The organism is Streptomyces sp. NPDC048461 (genome assembly GCF_055587105.1).
This window is the reverse complement of record NZ_JBVJGW010000007.1, coordinates 86,419-106,601: the sequence shown is the minus strand read 5'-3', so window position 1 is coordinate 106,601 and position 20,183 is coordinate 86,419. Positions and strand designations below refer to the sequence as shown.

The 20,183-nt window shown below is 74.2% G+C and carries 16 protein-coding genes; 6 read left to right on the top strand and 10 right to left on the bottom strand.

Annotated elements, in window-relative coordinates; all coding sequences use genetic code 11:
• Window positions 1-142 precede the first annotated feature (142 nt).
• On the bottom strand, window positions 143-2,428 hold the full coding sequence (locus tag ACZ6S8_RS14650) for a heavy metal translocating P-type ATPase (RefSeq protein WP_469455620.1): 2,286 nt from the start codon (window positions 2,426-2,428) through the stop codon (window positions 143-145).
• Between the two features lie 153 nt (window positions 2,429-2,581).
• Window positions 2,582-2,821 carry a heavy-metal-associated domain-containing protein gene (locus ACZ6S8_RS14645; protein ID WP_469455618.1) on the bottom strand — a complete coding sequence of 80 codons (240 nt, stop codon included), beginning with the start codon at window positions 2,819-2,821 and terminating at the stop codon, window positions 2,582-2,584.
• Between the two features lie 164 nt (window positions 2,822-2,985).
• On the opposite strand from ACZ6S8_RS14645, the gene ACZ6S8_RS14640 reads away from it, so the two are divergent.
• The gene (locus ACZ6S8_RS14640; RefSeq protein ID WP_469455616.1) at window positions 2,986-4,233 is read left to right on the top strand and encodes a cation:proton antiporter; all 1,248 of its coding nucleotides are present in this window, start codon (window positions 2,986-2,988) and stop codon (window positions 4,231-4,233) included.
• Here ACZ6S8_RS14640 and ACZ6S8_RS14635 read toward each other — a convergent pair.
• The gene (locus ACZ6S8_RS14635) at window positions 4,211-4,900 is read right to left on the bottom strand and encodes a TetR/AcrR family transcriptional regulator (RefSeq protein ID WP_469455614.1); all 690 of its coding nucleotides are present in this window, start codon (window positions 4,898-4,900) and stop codon (window positions 4,211-4,213) included. The genes ACZ6S8_RS14640 and ACZ6S8_RS14635 overlap by 23 nt on opposite strands.
• Before the next feature lie 130 nt (window positions 4,901-5,030).
• On the opposite strand from ACZ6S8_RS14635, the gene ACZ6S8_RS14630 reads away from it, so the two are divergent.
• Window positions 5,031-7,334, top strand: coding sequence for an MMPL family transporter (locus tag ACZ6S8_RS14630; protein ID WP_469455612.1), 2,304 nt, complete (start codon window positions 5,031-5,033; stop codon window positions 7,332-7,334).
• 124 nt (window positions 7,335-7,458) lie between these two features.
• Here ACZ6S8_RS14630 and ACZ6S8_RS14625 read toward each other — a convergent pair whose 3' ends face one another.
• The 3 genes from ACZ6S8_RS14625 to ACZ6S8_RS14615 form a co-directional block, all read right to left on the bottom strand.
• Window positions 7,459-7,659, bottom strand: a complete 201-nt coding sequence (locus tag ACZ6S8_RS14625) for a helix-turn-helix transcriptional regulator (protein WP_030297784.1) — start codon at window positions 7,657-7,659, stop codon at window positions 7,459-7,461.
• A 360-nt stretch (window positions 7,660-8,019) separates the two neighbouring features.
• A complete protein-coding gene (locus ACZ6S8_RS14620) occupies window positions 8,020-9,030 on the bottom strand; it encodes a Gfo/Idh/MocA family protein (RefSeq protein WP_469455610.1) in 1,011 nt (336 codons plus the stop codon).
• 24 nt (window positions 9,031-9,054) lie between these two features.
• Entirely contained in the window at window positions 9,055-9,969 is a 915-nt protein-coding gene (locus ACZ6S8_RS14615; protein WP_469455608.1) for a sugar phosphate isomerase/epimerase family protein, read from the bottom strand.
• Window positions 9,970-10,240: 271 nt separating this feature from the next.
• On the opposite strand from ACZ6S8_RS14615, the gene iolC reads away from it, so the two are divergent.
• From iolC to ACZ6S8_RS14595, 4 genes are read left to right on the top strand one after another with little or no spacing between them, the layout of a single operon-like run.
• The gene (gene iolC, locus ACZ6S8_RS14610) at window positions 10,241-11,164 is read left to right on the top strand and encodes a 5-dehydro-2-deoxygluconokinase (protein ID WP_469455996.1); all 924 of its coding nucleotides are present in this window, start codon (window positions 10,241-10,243) and stop codon (window positions 11,162-11,164) included.
• A 7-nt stretch (window positions 11,165-11,171) separates the two neighbouring features.
• On the top strand, window positions 11,172-12,107 hold the full coding sequence (iolB, locus tag ACZ6S8_RS14605; RefSeq protein ID WP_469455995.1) for a 5-deoxy-glucuronate isomerase: 936 nt from the start codon (window positions 11,172-11,174) through the stop codon (window positions 12,105-12,107).
• Window positions 12,104-13,978 (top strand): 3D-(3,5/4)-trihydroxycyclohexane-1,2-dione acylhydrolase (decyclizing), encoded by a 1,875-nt coding sequence (iolD, locus tag ACZ6S8_RS14600; protein ID WP_469455606.1) that lies wholly within the window; start codon window positions 12,104-12,106, stop codon window positions 13,976-13,978. Before iolB ends, iolD begins: the two co-directional genes overlap by 4 nt.
• A gap of 11 nt (window positions 13,979-13,989) precedes the next feature.
• Window positions 13,990-15,489 carry a CoA-acylating methylmalonate-semialdehyde dehydrogenase gene (locus ACZ6S8_RS14595; protein ID WP_469455604.1) on the top strand — a complete coding sequence of 500 codons (1,500 nt, stop codon included), beginning with the start codon at window positions 13,990-13,992 and terminating at the stop codon, window positions 15,487-15,489.
• Window positions 15,490-15,585: 96 nt separating this feature from the next.
• Here the strand turns inward: ACZ6S8_RS14595 and ACZ6S8_RS14590 are convergent, their stop codons facing one another.
• The 4 genes from ACZ6S8_RS14590 to ACZ6S8_RS14575 form a co-directional block, all read right to left on the bottom strand.
• A complete protein-coding gene (locus tag ACZ6S8_RS14590) occupies window positions 15,586-16,626 on the bottom strand; it encodes a WxL protein peptidoglycan domain-containing protein (protein WP_469455602.1) in 1,041 nt (346 codons plus the stop codon).
• A 188-nt stretch (window positions 16,627-16,814) separates the two neighbouring features.
• A complete protein-coding gene (locus ACZ6S8_RS14585) occupies window positions 16,815-18,110 on the bottom strand; it encodes a hypothetical protein (RefSeq protein WP_469455600.1) in 1,296 nt (431 codons plus the stop codon).
• A 311-nt stretch (window positions 18,111-18,421) separates the two neighbouring features.
• The gene (locus ACZ6S8_RS14580) at window positions 18,422-19,606 is read right to left on the bottom strand and encodes a S8 family peptidase (RefSeq protein WP_469455598.1); all 1,185 of its coding nucleotides are present in this window, start codon (window positions 19,604-19,606) and stop codon (window positions 18,422-18,424) included.
• A gap of 157 nt (window positions 19,607-19,763) precedes the next feature.
• On the bottom strand, window positions 19,764-20,177 hold the full coding sequence (locus ACZ6S8_RS14575; protein WP_469455596.1) for a GNAT family N-acetyltransferase: 414 nt from the start codon (window positions 20,175-20,177) through the stop codon (window positions 19,764-19,766).
• Window positions 20,178-20,183 lie beyond the last annotated feature (6 nt).

The following is a 20,183-nucleotide window of genomic DNA, read 5'->3' as shown; positions in this document are numbered from 1 at the left end:
CCCAAGACGTCCGTGAGACGTCCCCCAAGACATCCCTGGCACCGCACCATTAGACCCACGACGACCCCGGATGGTTACGTCGCGATCACTGTGATCTGCGTCTCGTGTGAAGGAATCGTGGCGGGGATGCGAAGGTGATCCACTAGCGGAACGACCGCAACCGGAGGCTGTTGGTCACCACGAAGACCGAGGAGAAGGCCATGGCGGCCCCCGCGATCATCGGGTTGAGCAGTCCGGCGGCGGCCAGCGGCAGGGCCGCCACGTTGTAACCGAAGGCCCAGAACAGGTTGCCCTTGATCGTGGACAGGGTCCGCCGGGACAGCCGGATCGCGTCCGCCGCCACCCTGAGGTCGCCCCGTACGAGGGTCAGATCGGCCGCCTCGATCGCCGCGTCGGTGCCGGTGCCCATGGCCAGGCCCAGGTCCGCCTGGGCCAGCGCGGCCGCGTCGTTGACCCCGTCGCCGACCATGGCGACCGTACGGCCCTCGGCCTGGAGCCGCTTGACCACGTCGACCTTGTCCTGCGGCAGCACCTCCGCGATCACCTCGTCGATGCCCACCGCGCGGGCCACCGTCTCGGCCACGGCCTTGTTGTCACCGGTCAGCAGCACCGGCGTCAGGCCCAGCGCGCGCAGCCGGGCGACCGCTTCGGCACTGGTCTCCTTGACCGCGTCGGCGACGGTCAGCACCCCGCGCGCCGCCCCGTCCCAGGCCACCAGGACGGCGGTGTCGCCCGCGGCCTCGGCGTCGGCCAGGACCGCCGCCAGCACTGCGGGCAGCTCGATCGCGCGCTCGGCCAGCAGCCGGGCGCGGCCCACCAGGACGGCGTGGCCGTCGACCGAACCGCGCACGCCCAGCCCGGCGAGGTTCTCGAAGCCCTCCGGCACCGACAGCCCTCCGGGGAGGTCGGCGGCGCCCGCCGCGACGGCCCGGGCGATCGGGTGTTCGGAGGCGTGCTCCAGCGAACCGGCGATGCGGAGCAGCTGCGAGGGGTCGACGCCCTCGGCGGGGTGGACGCCGGTCAGCGCCATCCGGCCGGTGGTGACCGTACCGGTCTTGTCCAGGACGACGGTGTCCACGCGGCGGGTGGACTCCAGCACCTCGGGGCCCTTGATCAGGATGCCGAGCTGCGCTCCCCGGCCGGTGCCGACCATGAGCGCGGTCGGGGTGGCCAGGCCCAGGGCGCAGGGGCAGGCGATGATCAGGACGGCCACGGCGGCCGTGAAGGCGGCGGTGGGGTTGTCGGTGGCGAGCAGCCAGCCGACCCAGGTGCCGAGCGCGAGGAGGAGGACGACGGGGACGAAGACGGCGGAGATCCGGTCGGCGAGGCGCTGCACCTCGGCCTTGCCGTTCTGGGCGTCCTCGACGAGCCGCGCGATCCGGGCCAGCTGGGTGTCGGAACCGACCCGGGTGGCCTCGACGACGAGGCGCCCCGAGGTGTTGACGGTGGCGCCGGTGACGGCGTCCCCCGGGGTCACCTCGACCGGCACGGACTCGCCCGTCAGCATGGAGGCGTCCACGGCGGACTCGCCCTCGACGACGGTCCCGTCGGTGGCGATCTTCTCGCCGGGGCGGACGACGAACCGGTCGCCGGTCCGGAGCGTGCCCACCGGGACGCGGACCTCGGCGCCGCCGCGCAGGACGGCGACGTCCTTGGCGCCCAGCCGCAGCAGGGCCTTGAGGGCCGCGCCCGACTTCCGCTTGGCGCGCGCCTCCAGGTAGCGGCCGAGCAGGATGAAGGTGACGACTCCGGCCGCGACCTCCAGGTAGAGGGCGGAGGAGCCGTCGGTCCGCGAGATCGTGAGGTCGAAGCCGTGCCGCATGCCGGGCATGCCCGCGTGGCCGAAGAACAGCGCCCACAGGGACCAGGCGAAGGCGGCGAGCGTGCCGACCGAGACCAGGGTGTCCATGGTGGCGGCGCCGTGCCGGGCGTTGGTCCAGGCGGCCCGGTGGAAGGGGAGGGCGCCCCAGACGACGACGGGGGAGGCGAGCGTCAGGGAGAGCCACTGCCAGTTGTCGAACTGGAGCGCCGGGACCATCGCGAGCAGGACGACGGGGGCGGCGAGGACGGTCGAGACGAGCAGGCGGGTGCGGAGCGCGGCCGACTCGGGGTCGGCCCCCTCCGGGGCCCCGTCCGCTTCGGCTCCCGGGTTGGCCGGCGTGCCCGGCGCGGACTCCGGCCGCGGTTGCGGCGGCGGGGGTTCCGCGGCGGTGTACCCGGTCTTCACGACGGTCGCGATCAGATCGGCGACCCGGACGTCACCCGCGTACGAGACCTTCGCCTTCTCGGTGGCGTAGTTCACCGTCGCGGTGACCCCGTCCATCCGGTTCAGCTTCTTCTCGATGCGGGCCGCGCAGGAGGCGCAGGTCATTCCGCCGATCGTGAGCTCGACCGCCGCTATGGGTCCGTCGTGCACTGTGCTCGTCATGTTCCGGTGCTCCAGGGGGAGGGCCGGGCGGCACGGAACCGGTATGAGCCGGCCGGTACCGCCCGGCGGGGTGCTGCGGGGTGCTTCGGGTTCTGCGGGTTCCAGCGCGGGCAGGGTGCAGCCCGGGGCGGGGGGCGGTGGGCGCCGGGCCGGTTACGGCTGGGCGGGGCCGGCGAACGCGTAGCCCGCCTCGTCCACGGCCGCGCGCACGTCCTCGTCGGCGAGCGGGGCGGCGGAGACCACGGTGACCTCGCCGGTCGCGGCGACGGCCTTGACCGAGCTGACGCCGGGCAGGGCGGAGAGCTCCGCGGTCACCGCGCCCTCGCAGTGCCCGCAGGTCATGCCGGTCACGCGGTAGACGGTGGTGGTCTGGGTGTCCGTCTCGGCGGTCATGTCGTTCTCCTCATGAGGGGTGGGTCCGGTCGCGGGGGCGGTGGATTTCTCCAGCCTGTTCCTCCGACATGTCGAGACTATACCCCTAGGGGGTATCGAAGCGAGGATGCGCGCCCGTTCTTTTGAGGTGGACGATACGGGCGAGCTGTATGTAAATGGCGGATATGGATCAACCGGGAACCCTCGTTCTGATCATGGCCGCCGCCGTGCTCGCCCCGCTGCTCGCGTACGGGTTCTCGCGCTGGCTGGCCGTGCCGCTCGTCATCTTCGAGATCCTGCTCGGCATCCTCATGGGCCCCGACGTGCTCGGATGGGCGAGCTCGGGACAGGTGATCGATGTCCTGAGCCAGCTCGGGCTGGCCATGCTGATCTTCCTGGCGGGCTACGAGGTCGAGTTCGACCGGATCAAGGGGGACACCCTCAAGCGGTCGGTGTGGGCCTGGGCGATCACGCTCGCGCTGGGGCTGGGGGCGGGGATCCTGCTCTCCGGCGGGGGCGGCTTCGACAAGGGCGTCTACATCGGTACCGCGCTCACCAGCACCGCGCTCGGCGCCATCCTGCCGGTGCTCAGGGACGCCGGGGACCTCAAGAGCCGGTTCGGGACGGTGATGATGGCGATGGGGTCGGTCGGCGAGTTCGGGCCGATCATCGCCATGGCGCTGCTGCTGAGCGGGCGGGCGCCGGCCCGCTCGGCGGCGCTGCTCGTGGCCTTCGGCGTACTGACGGCGGCCGCGGTGTTCTGGGCGCTGCGGCCCAGGCCGCCGTGGTTCTCCCGCGTCATCGCCAAGACCCTGCACAGCAGTGCGCAGTTCGCGGTACGGCTGGTGATGCTGATGCTGGTGGGAATGCTGGCGCTGGCCCAGGCGATGGGGCTCGACATCCTGCTCGGCGCCTTCGCCGCCGGACTGATCACCCGGCTGGTGCTGCACGGGGCGGCGCCGGAGAGTAGCGGGACGGTGCTGTCGAAGGTCGAGGCCATCGGCTTCGGCTTCCTGGTGCCGCTGTTCTTCGTGGTCACCGGCATCGAGTTCGACCTGGCGGCCCTGCTCGGCGGCGGAGGGGTCCTGCTGCTGCTCCCCGTGTTCCTGGTGCTCTTCCTGGTGGTGCGCGGGCTGCCGATGTGGCTGCTGGCCCCGCGGGACCTGGGGCGGCGCGACCGCTCGGCGCTGGTGCTGTTCGGCTCCACCGCGCTGCCGCTGGTCGTCGCCATCACCACGATGGGGGTGCAGGACGGGAAGGTCGAGCCGGGGGAGGCGGCGGCGCTGGTGGGTGCGGGGATGCTGTCCGTACTGGTGTTCCCGCTGGTGGGACTGCGGCTGCGGGCCCGCTCCGGGGAGGGGGCGGGGAAGGGGCCGGGGCCGGGGCCGGACGGCCGGAGCCCGGACCGGGTCAGCGGGAGCGAGCCGTGGTGACCAGGGGCTCCAGGTAGCGGAGCAGGACGGTCTTCAGCTCGGCCACGTACGCGGCGCGCTCGGGGCCCTCGTGGGCCAGGATCAGGTCCAGTGCCGACTTGAAGATGCCCAGGATCATGTTCGAGGTGTGGGTGAGCTCGGCCGGCGTGGCGGCGGGGGCGAAGCCGTGCAGGATCGCCTCGATGCGGGTGAGCAGGTTGCAGTGCAGCTCCTCGTGCTCCTGCGTGATCCCCGGGACGCCGGAGCCGTGCATCAGCGCCCAGAACGCCGGGTTCTCGCAGTTGAAGGCGATGACCGGGTCCAGGACGGCGTCCAGCAGCTCCGGCAGGGGGCGGTCCAGGTTCTCGGGCAGGAACGCCCGGCCGTGCATCTCGTGCGCGCGCTGGAGCAGCCGGCCGCCCAGCTCGATCGCGATGGCCTCCTTGTTCGGGAAGAACTGGTAGAGCGTGCCCGGTGAGACGCCGGCCTCGCGCGCGATCGCGTTGGTGCTGGCCGCGGCGTATCCGGTACGGCAGAACACGCCCGAGGCGGCCGCCAGGAGCTGGCTGATCCGCCGCTCCCCGCGGGCCTGGCGGCGCCGGGGGGCGGCGGCCGCGGCCACGGCCCGGTCGGATTCCGCCGGCTCTCCTGCTTCTTCTGCCGTTTTGTCCTGGGGTGTCCCCGGCATGTCCAATCCCTTGCTTCCCGTGGGTGATTGACAAACGCGAGGGATCGCTCGCATTCTGAGAGAACGCGAGCGACTGCTCGTATTTGCCAGTGTATTCGGCCTGGCAATCAGGTGAAGGGGACACCGAGTCATGTCCGAAGTCAAGAATCCGCCGCCGCCCGGGGAGAGCGGCCGGTGGACCCGGATCGTCACGGCCCGGCCGCGGCTCTCGCTGCTGCTGGCCCTGGTCGTGACGGCGCTGGCCGTGTTCGCCGGAGGAGGTGTCGCCGAGCGGATGGGCAGCGGCGGCTGGGAGGACCCGGACGCGCAGTCCACCCGTGCGGCCACCGTGCTGGAACGCGAGTTCCCCGGCTCCCAGCCCAACCTGCTGCTGCTCGTCGACGTCCGCAACGGCGGCGCCGGGGTCGACGATCCCGCCGTCGCCGCCGAGGCGGAGCGGCTCACGGTCCGCCTCGCCGCCGAGCAGGGGGTCGCCGGCGTCGGCTCCTACTGGCGCACGCCCCTGCCCGCGCTGCGCTCCGAGGACGGCGGGCGGGCACTGATCGCCGCCCGGGTCACGGGCGACGAGAAGACCGCCACCCGCGTGCTCGACCGGATCGCCCCGCACTACCAGGGGGACCACGGGCCGGTCAGGGTCTCGCTCGGCGGGCAGGCCGCCGTCCAGCGGGAGGTGACCGCCACGATCCAGGAGGACCTGCTGCGGGCCGAGCTGATCGCCCTGCCGGTGACGCTCGTCCTGCTCGTCCTCGTCTTCGGCAGCGCGGTGGCCGCCCTGCTGCCGCTCGGCGTCGGCATCGTGGCCGTCCTCGGGACGAACGCGGTGCTGCGCGGGCTCACCGAGTTCACCGACGTCTCCGTCTTCGCCCAGAACCTGACCACGGCCCTCGGGCTCGGACTCGCCATCGACTACGCCCTGTTCATCGTGCGGAGGTTCCGCGAGGAGCTCGCCGCGGGCCGCGACCCGGTCGGCGCCGTCGGAGCCACCCTGCGCACCGCGGGCCGCACCGTGCTGTTCTCGGCGCTGACCGTCGCCGTCTCGCTCTCGGCGATGCTCTTCTTCCCGATGTACTTCCTGCGGTCCTTCGCCTACGCCGGGGTCGCGGTGGTCCTGCTGGCGGCGGCCGCCGCGCTGATCCTGCTGCCCGCGGCCCTGGTGCTGCTCGGCCACCGGGTCAACTCCCTGGACCTGCGGGCGCTGTGGCGCCGGGGCCGGAGCGCCGACGGGGCGCCGCGGGCCGGGGAGCCCGGCCGGGGCTGGGCGCGGACCACCGCGCTGGTGATGCGGCGGGCCCCGCTGTTCGCGGTGGCCACCACGGCGGGTCTGCTGCTGCTCGGCCTGCCGTTCCTCGGGGTGAAGTTCGGCACCGTGGACGACCGGCAGCTGCCGGCCACCGCCGAGTCGCACGTGGTCCAGCAGCAGATCCGGGACGGCTTCCCCGGCAGCCCCGGGGGCGGGCTGATCGTGCTCGCCGAGGGGGCGGCGGGACCCGCGGACCTGACCGCGTACCGGGGCCGGGTGGACGCCCTGCCCGGCGTGGTCCGGATCGACGGCCCGGTGAGCGCGGGACCCGGCTCGCCGTACGCCTACTTCTCGGTCGCCGCCGAGGGGGAGGCCGTGGGGCCGCAGGCGCAGGACCTCGTCGGGGAGGTGCGGAAGGTGGACGCGCCCTTCGAGACGTCCGTGACCGGACAGGCGGCGGTCCTCGTGGACGCCCAGGACGCCATAGCGGAGGAACTGCCCGCGGCCCTGGCCCTGGTGGTGCTGGCCACACTGCTGCTGGTGTTCCTGCTCACCGGGAGCGTCCTGATCCCGGTAAAGGCCATCCTGCTCAACGCGCTGAGCCTGACCGCGATGTTCGGGGCGGTGGTGTGGGTCTTCCAGGAGGGCAACCTCTCGGGCCTGCTCTCCTTCACCTCGACCGGCGACATCGAGACCACCCTGCCGGTGCTGATGTTCTGCATCGCCTTCGGACTCTCCATGGACTACGGGGTGTTCCTCATATCGCGGATCAAGGAGGAGTACGACCGGACCGGGGACCACGAGGGGGCGGTGCGCGCCGGACTGGCCCGCACGGGCGGACTGATCACCGCGGCGGCCGTGATCCTGGCGGTGGTGATGGTGGCCATCGGCACCTCGCGGGTGACCAACACCAAGATGCTGGGGCTCGGGATCGCCCTGGCGGTCCTGATGGACGCCATGGTCGTACGGAGCCTGCTGGTCCCCGCGGTCATGAAGCTGACCGGGAAGGCCACGTGGTGGGCGCCCGGGCCGCTGCGCCGGCTGTACGAGCGGTTCGGGCTGAGCGAGGGCGGGGCCGCCGCTCCGGCGCCCGGTCCGGGCACGGGCCAGCAGGCGGGCCCGGAACCGCAGACGGATCCGGGACCGGAGGCGGGGGCCGGAGAGGCGGAGCGGATACCGGCCGGGGCCCGGTAGCCCGGGCCGCGGGGGCCGCGAGGGTGGCGGGGGCGGCGCGGGCCGCCCGCCCCGGCGGCGGGGCCGGGGCGGGTCCGGCCGCCCGGGGTGGGCGGACGGCGGGGGGGACGGCCGGGGTGGGCGGTCAGTCCTCGCGGCGGCCCCGGTTGCCGGGGCGGCGGGCCACCCAGGTGCGGATGGTGTCGGCGTACCAGTAGGGCTTGCCGCCCTCCACGTGGTCGGGTGCGGGGAGCAGCCCGTGCTTGCGGTAGGAGCGGACGGTGTCCGGCTGGACCCGGATGTGGGCGGCGATCTCCTTGTACGACCACAGCTGTCGGTCGCTCATGCACGACACCTCCTTGTCCACGCCGCGGGGCCGGCCGGGAGGCCGTCGGGGGAGCCGGCGCGTGGACACTGACGATCACTCGAGTTGTGCCCGGGGAACGACGCAGGGTGAGGGCAGGGGAGGGGCTGTCGACCGCCTGTGACGGAAAACCCGCGTAATGCGGATATGCGTGACACAAGCGGGACGCCTGTGACAGATGCGACACACCGGCCCCCCGGCTCTGGCGGTTGCCGAGGGGCCGGGTCGGGGCCGGGTCGGGGCGGGGTGGGGCCGGGACGGGTCGGGGCGGGGCCGGGACGGGTCGGGGCGGGCGTCGGGAGGTCGCGGCCTCCGGCACGCGCGGGGCGGCGGAGCGGGGGATCAGCGGTACAGGGGCGGGCGTTCCACCAGTTCGACCGGGGTCCGTACGCCGCTGCGCGCCGCTGCCAGGCCGGCCTCCGAGACGGCCGACGCCGCGTACCCGTCCCAGGCGTCCGGCCCGGTCACCCGGCCGCGCGCGGCCGCGGCCACCCAGCTCCGCAGCTGGCGGTCGTAGGCGTCCGCGAACCGCACCGTGAAGTCCTGCGCGATCTCACCGCCCCACCGGCCCGCCGCCTGGACGACCATCGCGTGCCCGTCGCCGATCAGGGCACTGCCCGACTCGCCGACCGCCTCGCACCGCACCTGGTACCCGACACCGCAGTTGACGAAGATCTCCACGTCGACGACGGCCCCGCCGGAGGTCTCCAGCAGCACCAGCCGGGGATCGCGCAGTCCCTCCGGCGCCGCCGAGGAGGGCGTGGGGGAGAGCACGGACACCGCCGTGACCTCCTGACCCAGCAGCCAGCGCGCCGCGTCCACCTCGTGCACCACGGAGTCCGTGATCAGCATGTCGCTGGTGAAGAAGGAGGGGGAGGCCGCGTTGCGGTGCCGGCAGTGGAGGAAGAGCGGCCGGCCGATCCCGCCCGCGTCCAGCAGCTCCTTCAGCCGCTCGTACTCGGCGTCGTACCGCCGCATGAAGCCGACCTGCACCAGGCGCCGCCCCAACCGCTGTTCGGCCTCCATGATCCGCACGGCGCCCGCCGGGTCCGGGGTCAGCGGCTTCTCGCACAGCACCGGCAACCCCCGCTCCAGCGCCCGCAGGACGGCCTCCTCGTGGGCCGGTCCCGGCGAGGCGATCAGCACCGCGTCCACCCCGGGCGCAGCTATCGCCGCCGCCGCGTCGGTGTACGCGGCCGCCCCGTCCAGGGTGCCCGCCAGCTCCTTGACCCGGTCCCCGTCCGGATCCGCCAGGGCCACCACCCTGGCCCCGCCGACGGTCCGGCCGATCCGGCCGACGTGGTCCGCGCCCATCTTCCCGGTGCCGATGACGGCGATGCCGAGCGTGCTCATGTCGTTGAGGTCCCTTCCGGAAGGTCAGCGGGCGCCGCAGGAGCGCAGGTAGGCCCGGGTCCGCCGGGCGATCGGCAGGGGCCGGTCGGGCGGGCAGGGGTACATGTCCTGCTCCACGATCGCGAACAGGTCCACGCCGAGCCGCTGGGCCGCCGCCAGCACCGGTTCCAGGTCCGGCACTCCCGACGGAGGTTCGCACATCACCCCGCGGGCCACGGCCGGACCGAAGGGGACGCCGTCGGCGACGACTTCGGCGAGGACGCGCGGATCGACCTGCTTGAGGTGGAGGTAGCCGATCCGCTCCGCGAAGGTCTCGACGGCACGGACGCTGTCGCCGCCGCAGTACGCGTAGTGCCCGGTGTCCAGGCAGAGGGAGACCAGCTCGGGGTCGGTGGCGTCCAGGAAGCGGGCCACGTTCTCCGGGGTGTCGACGTGGGTGTCGGCGTGTGGGTGCACGACGATCCGCAGCCCGTACCGGTCCCGGACCTCGCGGCCCAGCCGCTCGGTCTGGGAGGTCAGGTCGCGCCACTGGCCGGCGGTGAGGGTGCGGTCCTCGCGCACCTCCCCGGTCTTGTCGTCCCGCCAGAAGGAGGGGATGACCACGAGGTGGGACGCGCCCACGGCCTGCGTGAGCGCGGCGATCCGCGACACGTGCTCCCAGGTGTCCTCCCACACGGCGGGCCCGTGATGGAGTCCGGTGAAGACGGTTCCCGCCGAGACCCGCAGCCCGCGCCGGGCCGTCTCCTCGGTGAGGCGGGCGGGATCGGTGGGCAGGTAGCCGTACGGGCCGAGTTCGATCCACTCGTACCCGGCGTCGGAGACCTCGTCGAGGAACCGCTCCCAGGGGGTCTGGCGGGGGTCCTCGGGGAACCAGACACCCCAGGAGTCCGGAGCCGAACCGATGCGGATACGGGTCAACGCGGGCGGGGAGGACGTCATAGCGGCCACCTTAGGGTGCGAGGCTCGACGGGGCGGCGAAGAGGACGGTGAAGGCGGTGCGCAGAACGGCGTGGGGCGGAGCGCGGGGTGGCGTAGGGCGCGCACGGCACGGCGCACGGGGCGGGCACACGGGGGAGAGGGCGCGCAGGTGACCGGAAGGGAAGGCGACGAGGTGGACGGTGTGGGCGGCGTGGGCGGCGTGGACGAGGTGCACGAGCGAGGAGGAGGACCGGCGGTCACGGGCGGCCCGTCGGGCTTCGACCTGATCACGATGGGGCGGATCGGGGTGGACCTCTACCCGCTGACGACCGGCGTGCCGCTGGCCGAGGCCGAGACCTTCGGCAAGTTCCTCGGCGGCTCCCCGACCAACGTGGCCGTCGCGGCCGCCCGGCTCGGCCGCCGCACGGCGGTGGTCACCCGTACCGGCGCGGACCCCTTCGGCGCGTACCTGCGCGCGGAGCTGCGCCGCCTCGGCGTGGACGACCGGTGGGTGTCCGAGGTCCAGGGGCTCCCCACCCCGCTCACCTTCTGCGAGATCTTCCCGCCCGACCGCTTCCCGCTCTACTTCTACCGCGTGCCGAAGGCACCCGACCTGGAGATCGACGCCGGTGAGCTGGACCTGGAGGCGGTCCGGGCGGCCCGGGTGTTCTGGATGACGGGGACGGGCCTGAGCGAGGAGCCGAGCCGTTCCGCCACCCTCGCCGCGCTGGAGGCCCGCGGCCGCGCCCGTACGACGGTCTTCGACCTGGACTGGCGGCCGACGCTGTGGCGGGAGAAGCCGGAGGCGCACTACGAACGGGCCCTGGCCCTGGCCACGGTGGCCGTCGGCAACCAGGAGGAGTGCGAGATCGCCACCGGCGCGTCCGAGCCGTACGCGGCGGCGCGGGCGCTCCTCGACGCCGGCGTGGAGCTGGCGGTCGTCAAACGGGGACCGGACGGCGTGCTGGCGGTCCACCGGGACGGCACGGTGGCCGACGTCCCGCCCGTACCGGTGGACGTGGTCAACGGCCTCGGCGCGGGCGATGCGTTCGGCGGCGCGCTGTGCCACGGGCTGCTCGCCGGATGGGACCTGGAGCGGACGGTGCGGTTCGCGAACGCGGCCGGGGCCATCGTTGCCGCGCGGCTGGCCTGTTCCACCGCGATGCCGTTTCCCGACGAGGTGGAGGAGGTGCTCGGCCGTGCCGGTGGTGTCTGAGTGGCGGATGGAGTGGACGAGGCTGCTCGTGCTCGCCCTTGAACCGGGTGAGACGTACGCGCATCCGTGCGGGGAGGCGGAGTGGATCGTGCTCCCGCTGTCCGGGGCCTGCCGGGTCGAGGGCCGGGACCCGGGCGCCGTCCCCGGCCCCGGCCGCGACCCGGGCGCCGTCCCCGGCCCCGGCCGCGACCCGGTCGAGGTCCCGGGCGCCGTCCCCGCCCCCGACGAGGGGGTGTACGCCTTCGAACTGCGCGGCCGTCCCGGGGTGTTCGCCGGGCCCACCGACTTCGCGTACCTGCCCCGGGACGCGCACGCCACCGTCACCTCCGCCGCGGGCGGCCGCTTCGCGCTCGCCGGGGCGCGCTGCGACCGCCGCCTGCCCGCCCGGTACGGTCCGGCCGCGGACGTCCCCGTCGAGCTGCGGGGCGCAGGCAACTGCTCCCGGCAGGTCAACAACTTCGCCGCCGCCGACTCCTTCGCGTGCGACCGGCTCATCGCCGTCGAGGTGCTCACCCCCGGCGGCAACTGGTCCTCGTACCCGCCCCACAAGCACGACGAGGACCGTCCCGGCGAGGAGTCCCGGCTGGAGGAGATCTACTGGTTCGAGATCGCCCCCCACGGCGACACCCCGGGCCTCGGGTACCAGCGGGTCAGCCCCTCCCCGGCCGGGAAGACCGACGTCCTCACCGAGGTGCGCACCGGTGACGCGGTGCTCATCCCGGACGGCTGGCACGGCCCGTCCATCGCCGCCCCCGGGCACGACATGTACTACCTGAACGTGATGGCCGGCCCCGGCCGCACCCGGGAGTGGCTCATCCGGGACCACCCCGACCACGGCTGGATCCGCGCCACCTGGCCGGGCGCGGAGACCGACCCCAGGCTGCCCTTCCCCGGGGCGGCCTTCCCCGACGCGGCCTTCCCCGACGCGGAGGCCCCCCGATGAGACTCACCGTCGCGCAGGCCCTCGTCCGCTTCCTCGCCCGCCAGTACACCGAACGCGACGGGCAGCGCCACCGGCTGATCGCCGCCACCTGGGGGATCTTCGGCCACGGCAACGTCGCCGGCATCGGGCAGGCGCTGCTGGAGGCCGGACCGCAGGCCATGCCCTTCCTCCAGGGACGCAACGAGCAGGCCATGGTGCACGCCGCCGTCGGCTACGCCCGCCAGTGCGGGCGGCTCTCCGCGCACGCCGTCACCACCTCGATCGGGCCCGGCGCCACCAACCTCGTCACCGGGGCCGCCCTCGCCACGATCAACCGGATCCCGGTGCTCCTGCTGCCCGGGGACACCTTCGCGACCCGCCCCGCCGATCCGGTGCTGCAGCAGCTGGAGGTGCCGTACGCGGGCGACGTCACCGTCAACGACGCCCTGCGGCCCGTCTCGCGCCACTTCGACCGCGTCACCCGGCCCGAGGCGCTGATCCCGGCGGCCCTGCAGGCCGTACGGGTGCTCACCGACCCCGTGCAGACCGGCGCCGTCACCCTCGCGCTGCCGCAGGACGTGCAGGCGCAGGCGTACGACTGGCCCGAGGAGTTCTTCGCCGAGCGGGTCTGGCGCGTGCGCCGGCCCCGGCCCGACCGGTCCGAGCTCGCCGCTGCCGCCGCTGCCGTACGGGGCTCCGCGCGCCCCCTGATCGTCGCCGGCGGCGGCATCCGCCACAGCGCCGCCCGGGCAGCCCTCGCCGCGTTCGCCGAGGCCACCGGCATCCCGGTCGCCGCCACCCAGGCGGGCAAGGGAGCCCTCCCGCACGGCCACCCCGCCGACGTGGGCGGCATCGGGCACACGGGCGCGGCGGCCGCCGCCGACCTCGCCCGGGAGGCCGACCTGGTGATCGCCGCCGGTACCCGGCTGACGGACTTCACCACCGCTTCGGCGACGCTCTTCCAGAACCCGGCCGTCCGGTTCGTCGGCCTCAACCTGGACCCGTACGACGCCCACAAGCTCGCCGCCCGGCCGCTGGTCGCCGACGCCCGCGAGGGCCTCGACGAGCTCCGGGAGGCGCTGTCCGGCCACCGCGTCGCCCCCGCGTACGAGGAGGCGTACCGGGGGGCCCGGGCCCGGTGGGAGGCGCGCGTCGACGGGGCCTACGCCGTACCCGCCGCGGACGAGGACCTCCCGCCCACCCAGACCCAGGTGCTCGGGCTGCTCGACGCCCTCGTCGACGGCACGGACATCCTGGTCAACGCGGCCGGCTCGCTCCCCGGCGACCTGCACAAGCTGTGGCGGACCCGCTCGGCGGACCAGTACCACGTCGAGTACGGGTACTCCTGCATGGGCTACGAGATCCCCGCCGCCCTCGGCGTGGCCCTCGCCGCGCCCGGCCGGCCCGTGTGGGCGCTGGTCGGCGACGGCACGTACCTGATGAACCCGACCGAGCTCGTCACCGCCGTGCAGGAGGGCGTCCCCGTCAAGGTGGTGATCCTCGACAACCACGGCTACGCCTCCATCGGCGGCCTGTCGGGGGCCGTCGGCGGCGAGGGCTTCGGCACCGCGTACCGCTTCCGGGCGCCCGACGCCTCGTACACGGGGGACCCCCTTCCGGTGGACCTCGCGGCGAACGCGGCCTCCCTCGGGATGGCCGTCATCCGTGCCCGCACCGTGCGTGACCTGCGCGAAGCCCTCGCCGAGGCGCGTTCGGCGACGCGTCCCACATGTGTCTACGTACAGACCCGAACGCCCGACACTGTGTCGGGCCCACCCCCGGCACAGGCGTGGTGGGATGTTCCTGTGGCCGAGACCGCGACCCGCAAGGCGGCGGTCGAAGCCCGTGAAGCGTACGACCGGCAAGCCGCGCAGCGACGTCGCCATCTGTGAAGGAGCAAGGCATGAAGACCGTCAACCACTGGATCGGTGGCAAGACCGTCGAGGGCGCGTCGGGCAACTACGGCCCGGTCACCGACCCGGCGACCGGCGAGGTCACGACGCAGGTCGCGCTGGCCTCCGCCGACGAGGTCGACGCGGCGGTACGGGTCGCCCGGGAGGCGTTCGCGTCCTGGGGCCAGTCCTCGCTGGCCGCCCGCACCAAGGTGCTGTTCGCCTACCGTGCGCTGCTCGACGCCAACCGCGACGCGATCGCCGAGCTGATCACCGCCGAGCACGGCAAGGTCCACTCGGACGCGCTGGGCGAGGTGGCCCGCGGCCTGGAGATCGTCGAGCTGGCGTGCGGCATCACCACGCAGCTCAAGGGCGAGCTGTCGACGTCCGTGTCCAACCGCGTGGACGTCTCCTCGATCCGCCAGCCGCTGGGCGTCGTCGCGGGCATCACCCCCTTCAACTTCCCGGCGATGGTGCCGATGTGGATGTTCCCGCTGGCCGTGGCCTGCGGAAACACCTTCATCCTCAAGCCGAGCGAGAAGGACCCGTCGGCCGCGAACAAGCTGGCCGAGCTGGCGACCGAGGCCGGTCTGCCGGCGGGCGTCCTCAACGTCGTCCACGGTGACAAGGTCGCCGTCGACGCGCTCCTCGCCCACCCGGGCATCTCGGCCGTCTCCTTCGTCGGGTCCACCCCGATCGCCCGCCACATCCACACGACGGCCTCCGCCAACGGCAAGCGCGTCCAGGCGCTGGGCGGCGCCAAGAACCACATGCTCGTCCTCCCGGACGCCGACCTGGACGCGGCCGCCGACGCGGCGGTCTCCGCCGCGTACGGCTCGGCCGGCGAGCGCTGCATGGCGATCTCCGCGGTCGTGGCCGTCGGATCCATCGCCGACACCCTCGTCGAGAAGATCCGCGAGCGCGCCGAGAAGATCAAGATCGGCCCCGGCAACGACCCGGCCTCCGAGATGGGCCCGCTGATCACCGCCGCCCACCGCGACAAGGTCGCCTCGTACGTCGAGGGCGCGGCCGCCCAGGGCGCGGACGTGATCCTGGACGGCACCGGCTACACGGTGGAGGGCAACGAGAACGGCCACTGGATCGGCCTCTCCCTGCTCGACAACGTCAGGACCGACTCCGACGCCTACCGCGACGAGATCTTCGGCCCGGTCCTGTGCGTCCTGCGCACCGAGACGTACGAGGAGGGCGTCGCCCTCATCAACGCCTCGCCGTTCGGCAACGGCACCGCGATCTTCACCCGCGACGGCGGCGCCGCCCGCCGCTTCCAGCTGGAGGTCGAGGCGGGCATGGTCGGCGTCAACGTGCCGATCCCGGTGCCGGTGGGCTACCACTCCTTCGGGGGCTGGAAGGACTCGCTCTTCGGCGACCACCACATCTACGGCAACGACGGCATCCACTTCTACACCCGCGGCAAGGTCGTCACCACCCGCTGGCCGGACCCCTCGGACGCCCCGGCGGGCGTCGACCTGGGCTTCCCCCGCAACCACTGACGCGGCCCACCCGGGCGCCTCACCGACACCCCGAACCGCGGACCCCCGGCCCACCCTCACCGGCCGGGGGTTTCCGCTGCCCCCTCCCCGACCCCGTCAGTGCACCCGGACCGGGTCCGGTGCGGAGGCGGGGAGTTCCGCTGCGCGGGCGGCCCGGCGGCGGCGCAGCGCCCACAGGGCGGTGCCGGCTCCGGCGAGCACCAGGAGCGCGCCCGCCGCCGGCCACGGCACGGCGACGAAGTCCGCCTCGGCCGCCGTGGCCAGGTCGGGGTGGGCCGCCGCGCCCGCGGCGACGCGGACCGTCACCCAGTCGGACTGCGGCGCGTCCGGCCAGGGCTCCGTCAGCTCCACGCGCTGCCCCGGCAGCAGGACGAGCTTCAGCTCGCGGGCCGGCCGGTCCAGCACCTGGCGCCCGAACAGACCCTCGGCGGAGACCGTGACGCGCGGCTCGACGACCACGTTCCCCCGGTTGACCAGGGCGTACGTGATGGTGGCGCGGGCGTCCTGGAGCCACGGCAGCAGCGGCGCGGACCGGCTGACCCGTACGTCCTCCACGCTCAGCCCCGCGGCCACCGGCCCGGGGACCCGGAAGTAGAGCCGGGCGCCCACCGAGCGCTTCACCCCGACCTGGACCTTGCCCTCCTTCTGCACGCCCTCCACGGCGGTGTTCAGGACCACGATGCCGCCGACGTGGTCGCCGGGCGTCGCGTCCGCCGGCACCCTCACGGTGAACGGAACGTCCTTGCGGCCCTTGGCGGGCACCGTCACCGTGCCCGCCGTCTCCGGCGGAAGGGCGATCCAGGTGCCGACGTCCCGGGGCTTCGTCTCCACGGGCAGCAGCGCGAAGGCGCCGCCCGCCGGGGTGTTCATGGCGTCCGTGGCGAAGACCTGGAACGTCAGGTCCCGGTCGGAGGAGTTGATGATCGTCGCACTGTCGGCGACGGTCGTCCCGGCCGCGCCCTGGTGGTAGAAGTACGCACGGTCGGTCATGGCCGCACCGGCCGGCGGGGTCGGGAAGACCCCCCAGGTGCCGTTGTCCGCCGCGCTCGCGGCGGAGGCGGGGAGGAACAGGCCCGCGCCCAGCAGGAGCAGGCCGACGAGCAGACCGTACAGAGGGGTGCGGGTGCGGGTGCGCATGGGCGGGTCTCCAGTCGCGGCGGACAGGGCGAAGGTGGTGGGGGGGGGGGGGGCCCCCCCCCCCCCGGGGGGGCGGGGGGGGGGGGGGGGGGGGGGGGGCCCGGGGGGGCCCCCGCGGGGGGGGGGGGGGGCCGGGGGGGGGCGGCCCCGCCCCCCCCCACCACCCTGGAGCGAGCGGGCCGTACGGGTCAGGCGATGGAGAAGGTGACCACCGACTGGTAGGTGTCGGCGAACATGAACGGCGGGAGCTGGATCATCCCCGCGCCGCCGACCGCGAACTCGCCGCCGGTCAGCTCGTCCCCGCCGGCCGCCTGGGAGGCGATCTTCATCGGGGTGTCGGAGATCGCACCCGGCGTACCGGCCGAGCAGGTGCTCGGGCTGTCCGCGTTGGTCACGGTGCAGGACGGCTGGATGCCGAGCTGCGCCTTGGTCATCGAGTGGCCCGTGGTCTCGTTCAGGAACGGGGTACGGGTCGCCGTGACGTCCCAGCCGAGGGTGCCGCCGCGGAAGTCCTGGACGGACATCGCCGTGAACTGGCCCACGACCGACTGGGACTTGCCGTTGATGGTCACCTTGCCGAAGTCGACGGCAGGGTTGCCGCCCTGCGGACCGATCGCCAGCGGACCGGGCAGGACCTCGACGTCGACCGGGTTCTTCACGCCGGGCTGGTCCTCGACGAAGACGAAGTCCTTGTACGGCTTGATCGCCCCGTCGATGCGGATCTTGTCGGCCTTCTTGGTGACGGTGACGCTGCAGTCGGCGACGCCGTTCGCCGCGGCCGTGCCGGTGCCGGTGTCACCGGTGGGGACGTCGTTCAGGAGGGCGGAACAGGTGACCGCCCCGGGGGCGAAGTTGGCGCCGGTGACGGCGACCGCGGTGCCGGCCTTGCCGCTGTTGGGCGTCAGCTTGGTCGTGATCGGGTCCTTGGGCAGGGCCTCCACCGCGACGGAACCGAGGGAGGCGCTCGGCCGGGGGGCCGGGGTGCACGTCGTGGTGAAGACGGAACCGGAGAGGTCCGCGTCCGTCACCGCCAGGTCGAGGGCCACGTTGACGGTGGTGCCCTCGGTGCCGTCCGGGATCTTGATGGTTCCGGAGAACGCCTTGGGGTCGAGCGGCTGCCCGGCCACGACGCTGACGGTCTCGGGCGGGCTGGTGACCACCTGGGTGGTCGTCCCGACCTTGAGGGTGATCTTCGAGGTGTTCACCGTGGTGACGGAGAAGCCGGGGATCAGCGGGCTCGCGCCCGGATCGATGGTGATCGGGACGACGTCACCGGCCTTGGCGCCGTCGGGCAGCGTCACCGTGAAGTTCTGGTTGCCCGAGCCGTCCGGCTGCGGCGCCGGGGCGTCGCAGTTCTCGAAGACGGCGGTGGTCTTGGTCGCGGCCTGCGCCGAGCCCGCGAGGCCCACCGCCCCACCCGTCAGGGCCAGGGATAGGGCTCCCGCCCCGGCCAGCACTCTTCGTCTGAGCATTCTCGTACTCACTGGGTCGCGACTCCTTCGTCATGACGAACCCCTCCCCCCACCCGCTGTGTGGGGGAGGCCGAGCCGGTGCGGTGGCCGACAAGGTCGCGTCGCCGTGATGAGAAGTCAATGGCTTGCTTTCGCCCGAAGGACACACACATTGATGTCCCATCAGGTCGGGTCCGGCGGAGGAGTTCCCGCCGGAGCGCGCGGAGGCAGCGGTTCCGGCCGGTGGGGCGATCCGGAACCGCTGGAAACGGCCAGATGTGCGGGCGGGTGTGCGGCCGGGTGCGCGGGCGGGGTCAGCGGGCGGTCGGCGTGCGTGGTCGGGGTCAGCGGGCGGTCGGCGCGTGCAGCAGCAGGTTCGGCGTGCCGGCCGGCAGGGCGGCGATCCGGTCGGGAACGGCGCCGCTCAGCAGGGCGCGGGAGACCTCCGCCGGGGTGCGCGCCGTACCGCCCGCCAGGACCAGCGCCGCGACGCCCGCCACGTGCGGGGCGGCCATGGACGTGCCCGAGGCGCGGGCCGTGGCGGTGGTGGACCCCTTCCAGGCCGACACCACGCCCACCCCCGGCGCCGAGAGGTCCACGCAGGGACCGTGGTTGGAGAAGCCCGCGCGCCGGTCCGCGGCGTCGGTCGCGCCGACGGTGAGCGCCTGCGGGACCCGGGCCGGTGAGCCGGCGCAGGCGTCCTCGCCCGCGTTCCCGGCGGCCGCCGTGAAGGTGATCCCGCCGGCGACGGCGCGCGTCACCGCGGCGTCGAGGGCGTAACTGGGGGTGCCGCCCATGCTCATGTTCGCCACCGCCGGGGTGGCGGGCGCGGCCGCGGCGTCCTTCACCAGCCACTCCAGACCGCGCAGGATGCCCGACAGCCGCCCGGATCCACGGCAGTTCGCCACCTTCACCCCGACCAGCGAGACGCCCTTGGCGACCCCGTACGTCGTCCCGCCCACGGTCGCCGCGACGTGCGTGCCGTGGCCGTTGCAGTCGCCGGAGGTCTCCAGCCACAGCGCGTTGTACCCGGCGCGGGCCCGGCCGCCGAACTCCTGGTGGCGGACGTTGATCCCGGTGTCCACGACGTAGACGGTGACGCCCTCGGCTGTGGAGGCGTACGCGTACGCGCCGTCGAGCGGCAGCTCGCGCTGGTCGATCCGGTCCAGCGGCCAGGGGGCCAGCGGCTGGGTGTCGGCGGTGCGGAACTCCGCGTCCGGCTCCACGGAGGCCACCCGTGGATCGGCGGCGAGGGCCGCGGCCCGGGCGGCGGTGGTGCGGACGGCGAAGCCGTTCAGGGCGGTGTCGTAGACGGACCCGACCGCGTCCCCCGACTCGGCCGCCTCGGCCGCCAGGGCACGGGTCGGCGCGCGGGGGGTGGTGTCCTTGAGGACGACGACGTAGGGGGCGGTGGGAGCACCGCCGGAGGCGGCTCCGGCGGTCTGCGGAGGCGCGGCGCCCGTGGTGAGCGCGGCGAGGAGAGCGGCGGTGGCGGGGAGGAGCACGGTCGGTGACGTCAGTGCGGTCATGCGGCCGATGCTCGGCGCACGGGGGAGCGGGCGCGCGGAGGGTGCGCCGACTGGGCGCACGACACGCCGCCGGGAGGGCTACTGCCGGGGGTCCGGCGGCGGTTACGGAGCCTGCGGCGGCCACGGGGGCCCGGCGGCGGCTCGTGGCGGGCGGCGGCTACGGGGCCAGCGGCCAGCCGCGCACCGTGAACACGCCCTCGTCGATCGCGCCGGCGGAGCCGTAGGTGGCCAGGGCGGCCTCGTTGTCGGTGTCCACGCCCACCCACATGCCGTAGCAGCCGCGGGCCCGGGCCTCCTCGGCCAGGGCCAGGGTCAGGGCGCGCCCGATCCCGCGGCGCCGGTGGCCCTCGTCCACGGAGAGCTCGTACAGGCACATCTCGGTGCCCTTGTCGGGATGGGTCATCTCGACGCCGGAGACCATGCCCGCGGGCACGCCGTCGACATAGGCGATCAGCAGCACGTGGCCCGGGGCAGCGAGGAAGCGCTCCGACCAGTCCGTGCGGGCGGGGCCGTCGAACAGGGCCTCGGCGGCGGTGAGCTCGGCGGGGGAGAGGGCACGGCGGATGTCCATGGGGGC

What these genes read in the sequence shown, in the direction of transcription:
- ACZ6S8_RS14650 (WP_469455620.1), bottom strand. Translation starts at nt 2,428, where the DNA reads ATGACGAGCACAGTGCACGACGGACCCATAGCGGCGGTCGAGCTCACG.
- ACZ6S8_RS14645 (WP_469455618.1), bottom strand. Translation starts at nt 2,821, where the DNA reads ATGACCGCCGAGACGGACACCCAGACCACCACCGTCTACCGCGTGACC.
- ACZ6S8_RS14640 (WP_469455616.1), top strand. Translation starts at nt 2,986, where the DNA reads ATGGATCAACCGGGAACCCTCGTTCTGATCATGGCCGCCGCCGTGCTC.
- ACZ6S8_RS14635 (WP_469455614.1), bottom strand. Translation starts at nt 4,900, where the DNA reads ATGCCGGGGACACCCCAGGACAAAACGGCAGAAGAAGCAGGAGAGCCG.
- ACZ6S8_RS14630 (WP_469455612.1), top strand. Translation starts at nt 5,031, where the DNA reads ATGTCCGAAGTCAAGAATCCGCCGCCGCCCGGGGAGAGCGGCCGGTGG.
- ACZ6S8_RS14625 (WP_030297784.1), bottom strand. Translation starts at nt 7,659, where the DNA reads ATGAGCGACCGACAGCTGTGGTCGTACAAGGAGATCGCCGCCCACATC.
- ACZ6S8_RS14620 (WP_469455610.1), bottom strand. Translation starts at nt 9,030, where the DNA reads ATGAGCACGCTCGGCATCGCCGTCATCGGCACCGGGAAGATGGGCGCG.
- ACZ6S8_RS14615 (WP_469455608.1), bottom strand. Translation starts at nt 9,969, where the DNA reads ATGACGTCCTCCCCGCCCGCGTTGACCCGTATCCGCATCGGTTCGGCT.
- iolC (WP_469455996.1), top strand. Translation starts at nt 10,241, where the DNA reads ATGGGGCGGATCGGGGTGGACCTCTACCCGCTGACGACCGGCGTGCCG.
- iolB (WP_469455995.1), top strand. Translation starts at nt 11,172, where the DNA reads ATGGAGTGGACGAGGCTGCTCGTGCTCGCCCTTGAACCGGGTGAGACG.
- iolD (WP_469455606.1), top strand. Translation starts at nt 12,104, where the DNA reads ATGAGACTCACCGTCGCGCAGGCCCTCGTCCGCTTCCTCGCCCGCCAG.
- ACZ6S8_RS14595 (WP_469455604.1), top strand. Translation starts at nt 13,990, where the DNA reads ATGAAGACCGTCAACCACTGGATCGGTGGCAAGACCGTCGAGGGCGCG.
- ACZ6S8_RS14590 (WP_469455602.1), bottom strand. Translation starts at nt 16,626, where the DNA reads ATGCGCACCCGCACCCGCACCCCTCTGTACGGTCTGCTCGTCGGCCTG.
- ACZ6S8_RS14580 (WP_469455598.1), bottom strand. Translation starts at nt 19,606, where the DNA reads ATGACCGCACTGACGTCACCGACCGTGCTCCTCCCCGCCACCGCCGCT.
- ACZ6S8_RS14575 (WP_469455596.1), bottom strand. Translation starts at nt 20,177, where the DNA reads ATGGACATCCGCCGTGCCCTCTCCCCCGCCGAGCTCACCGCCGCCGAG.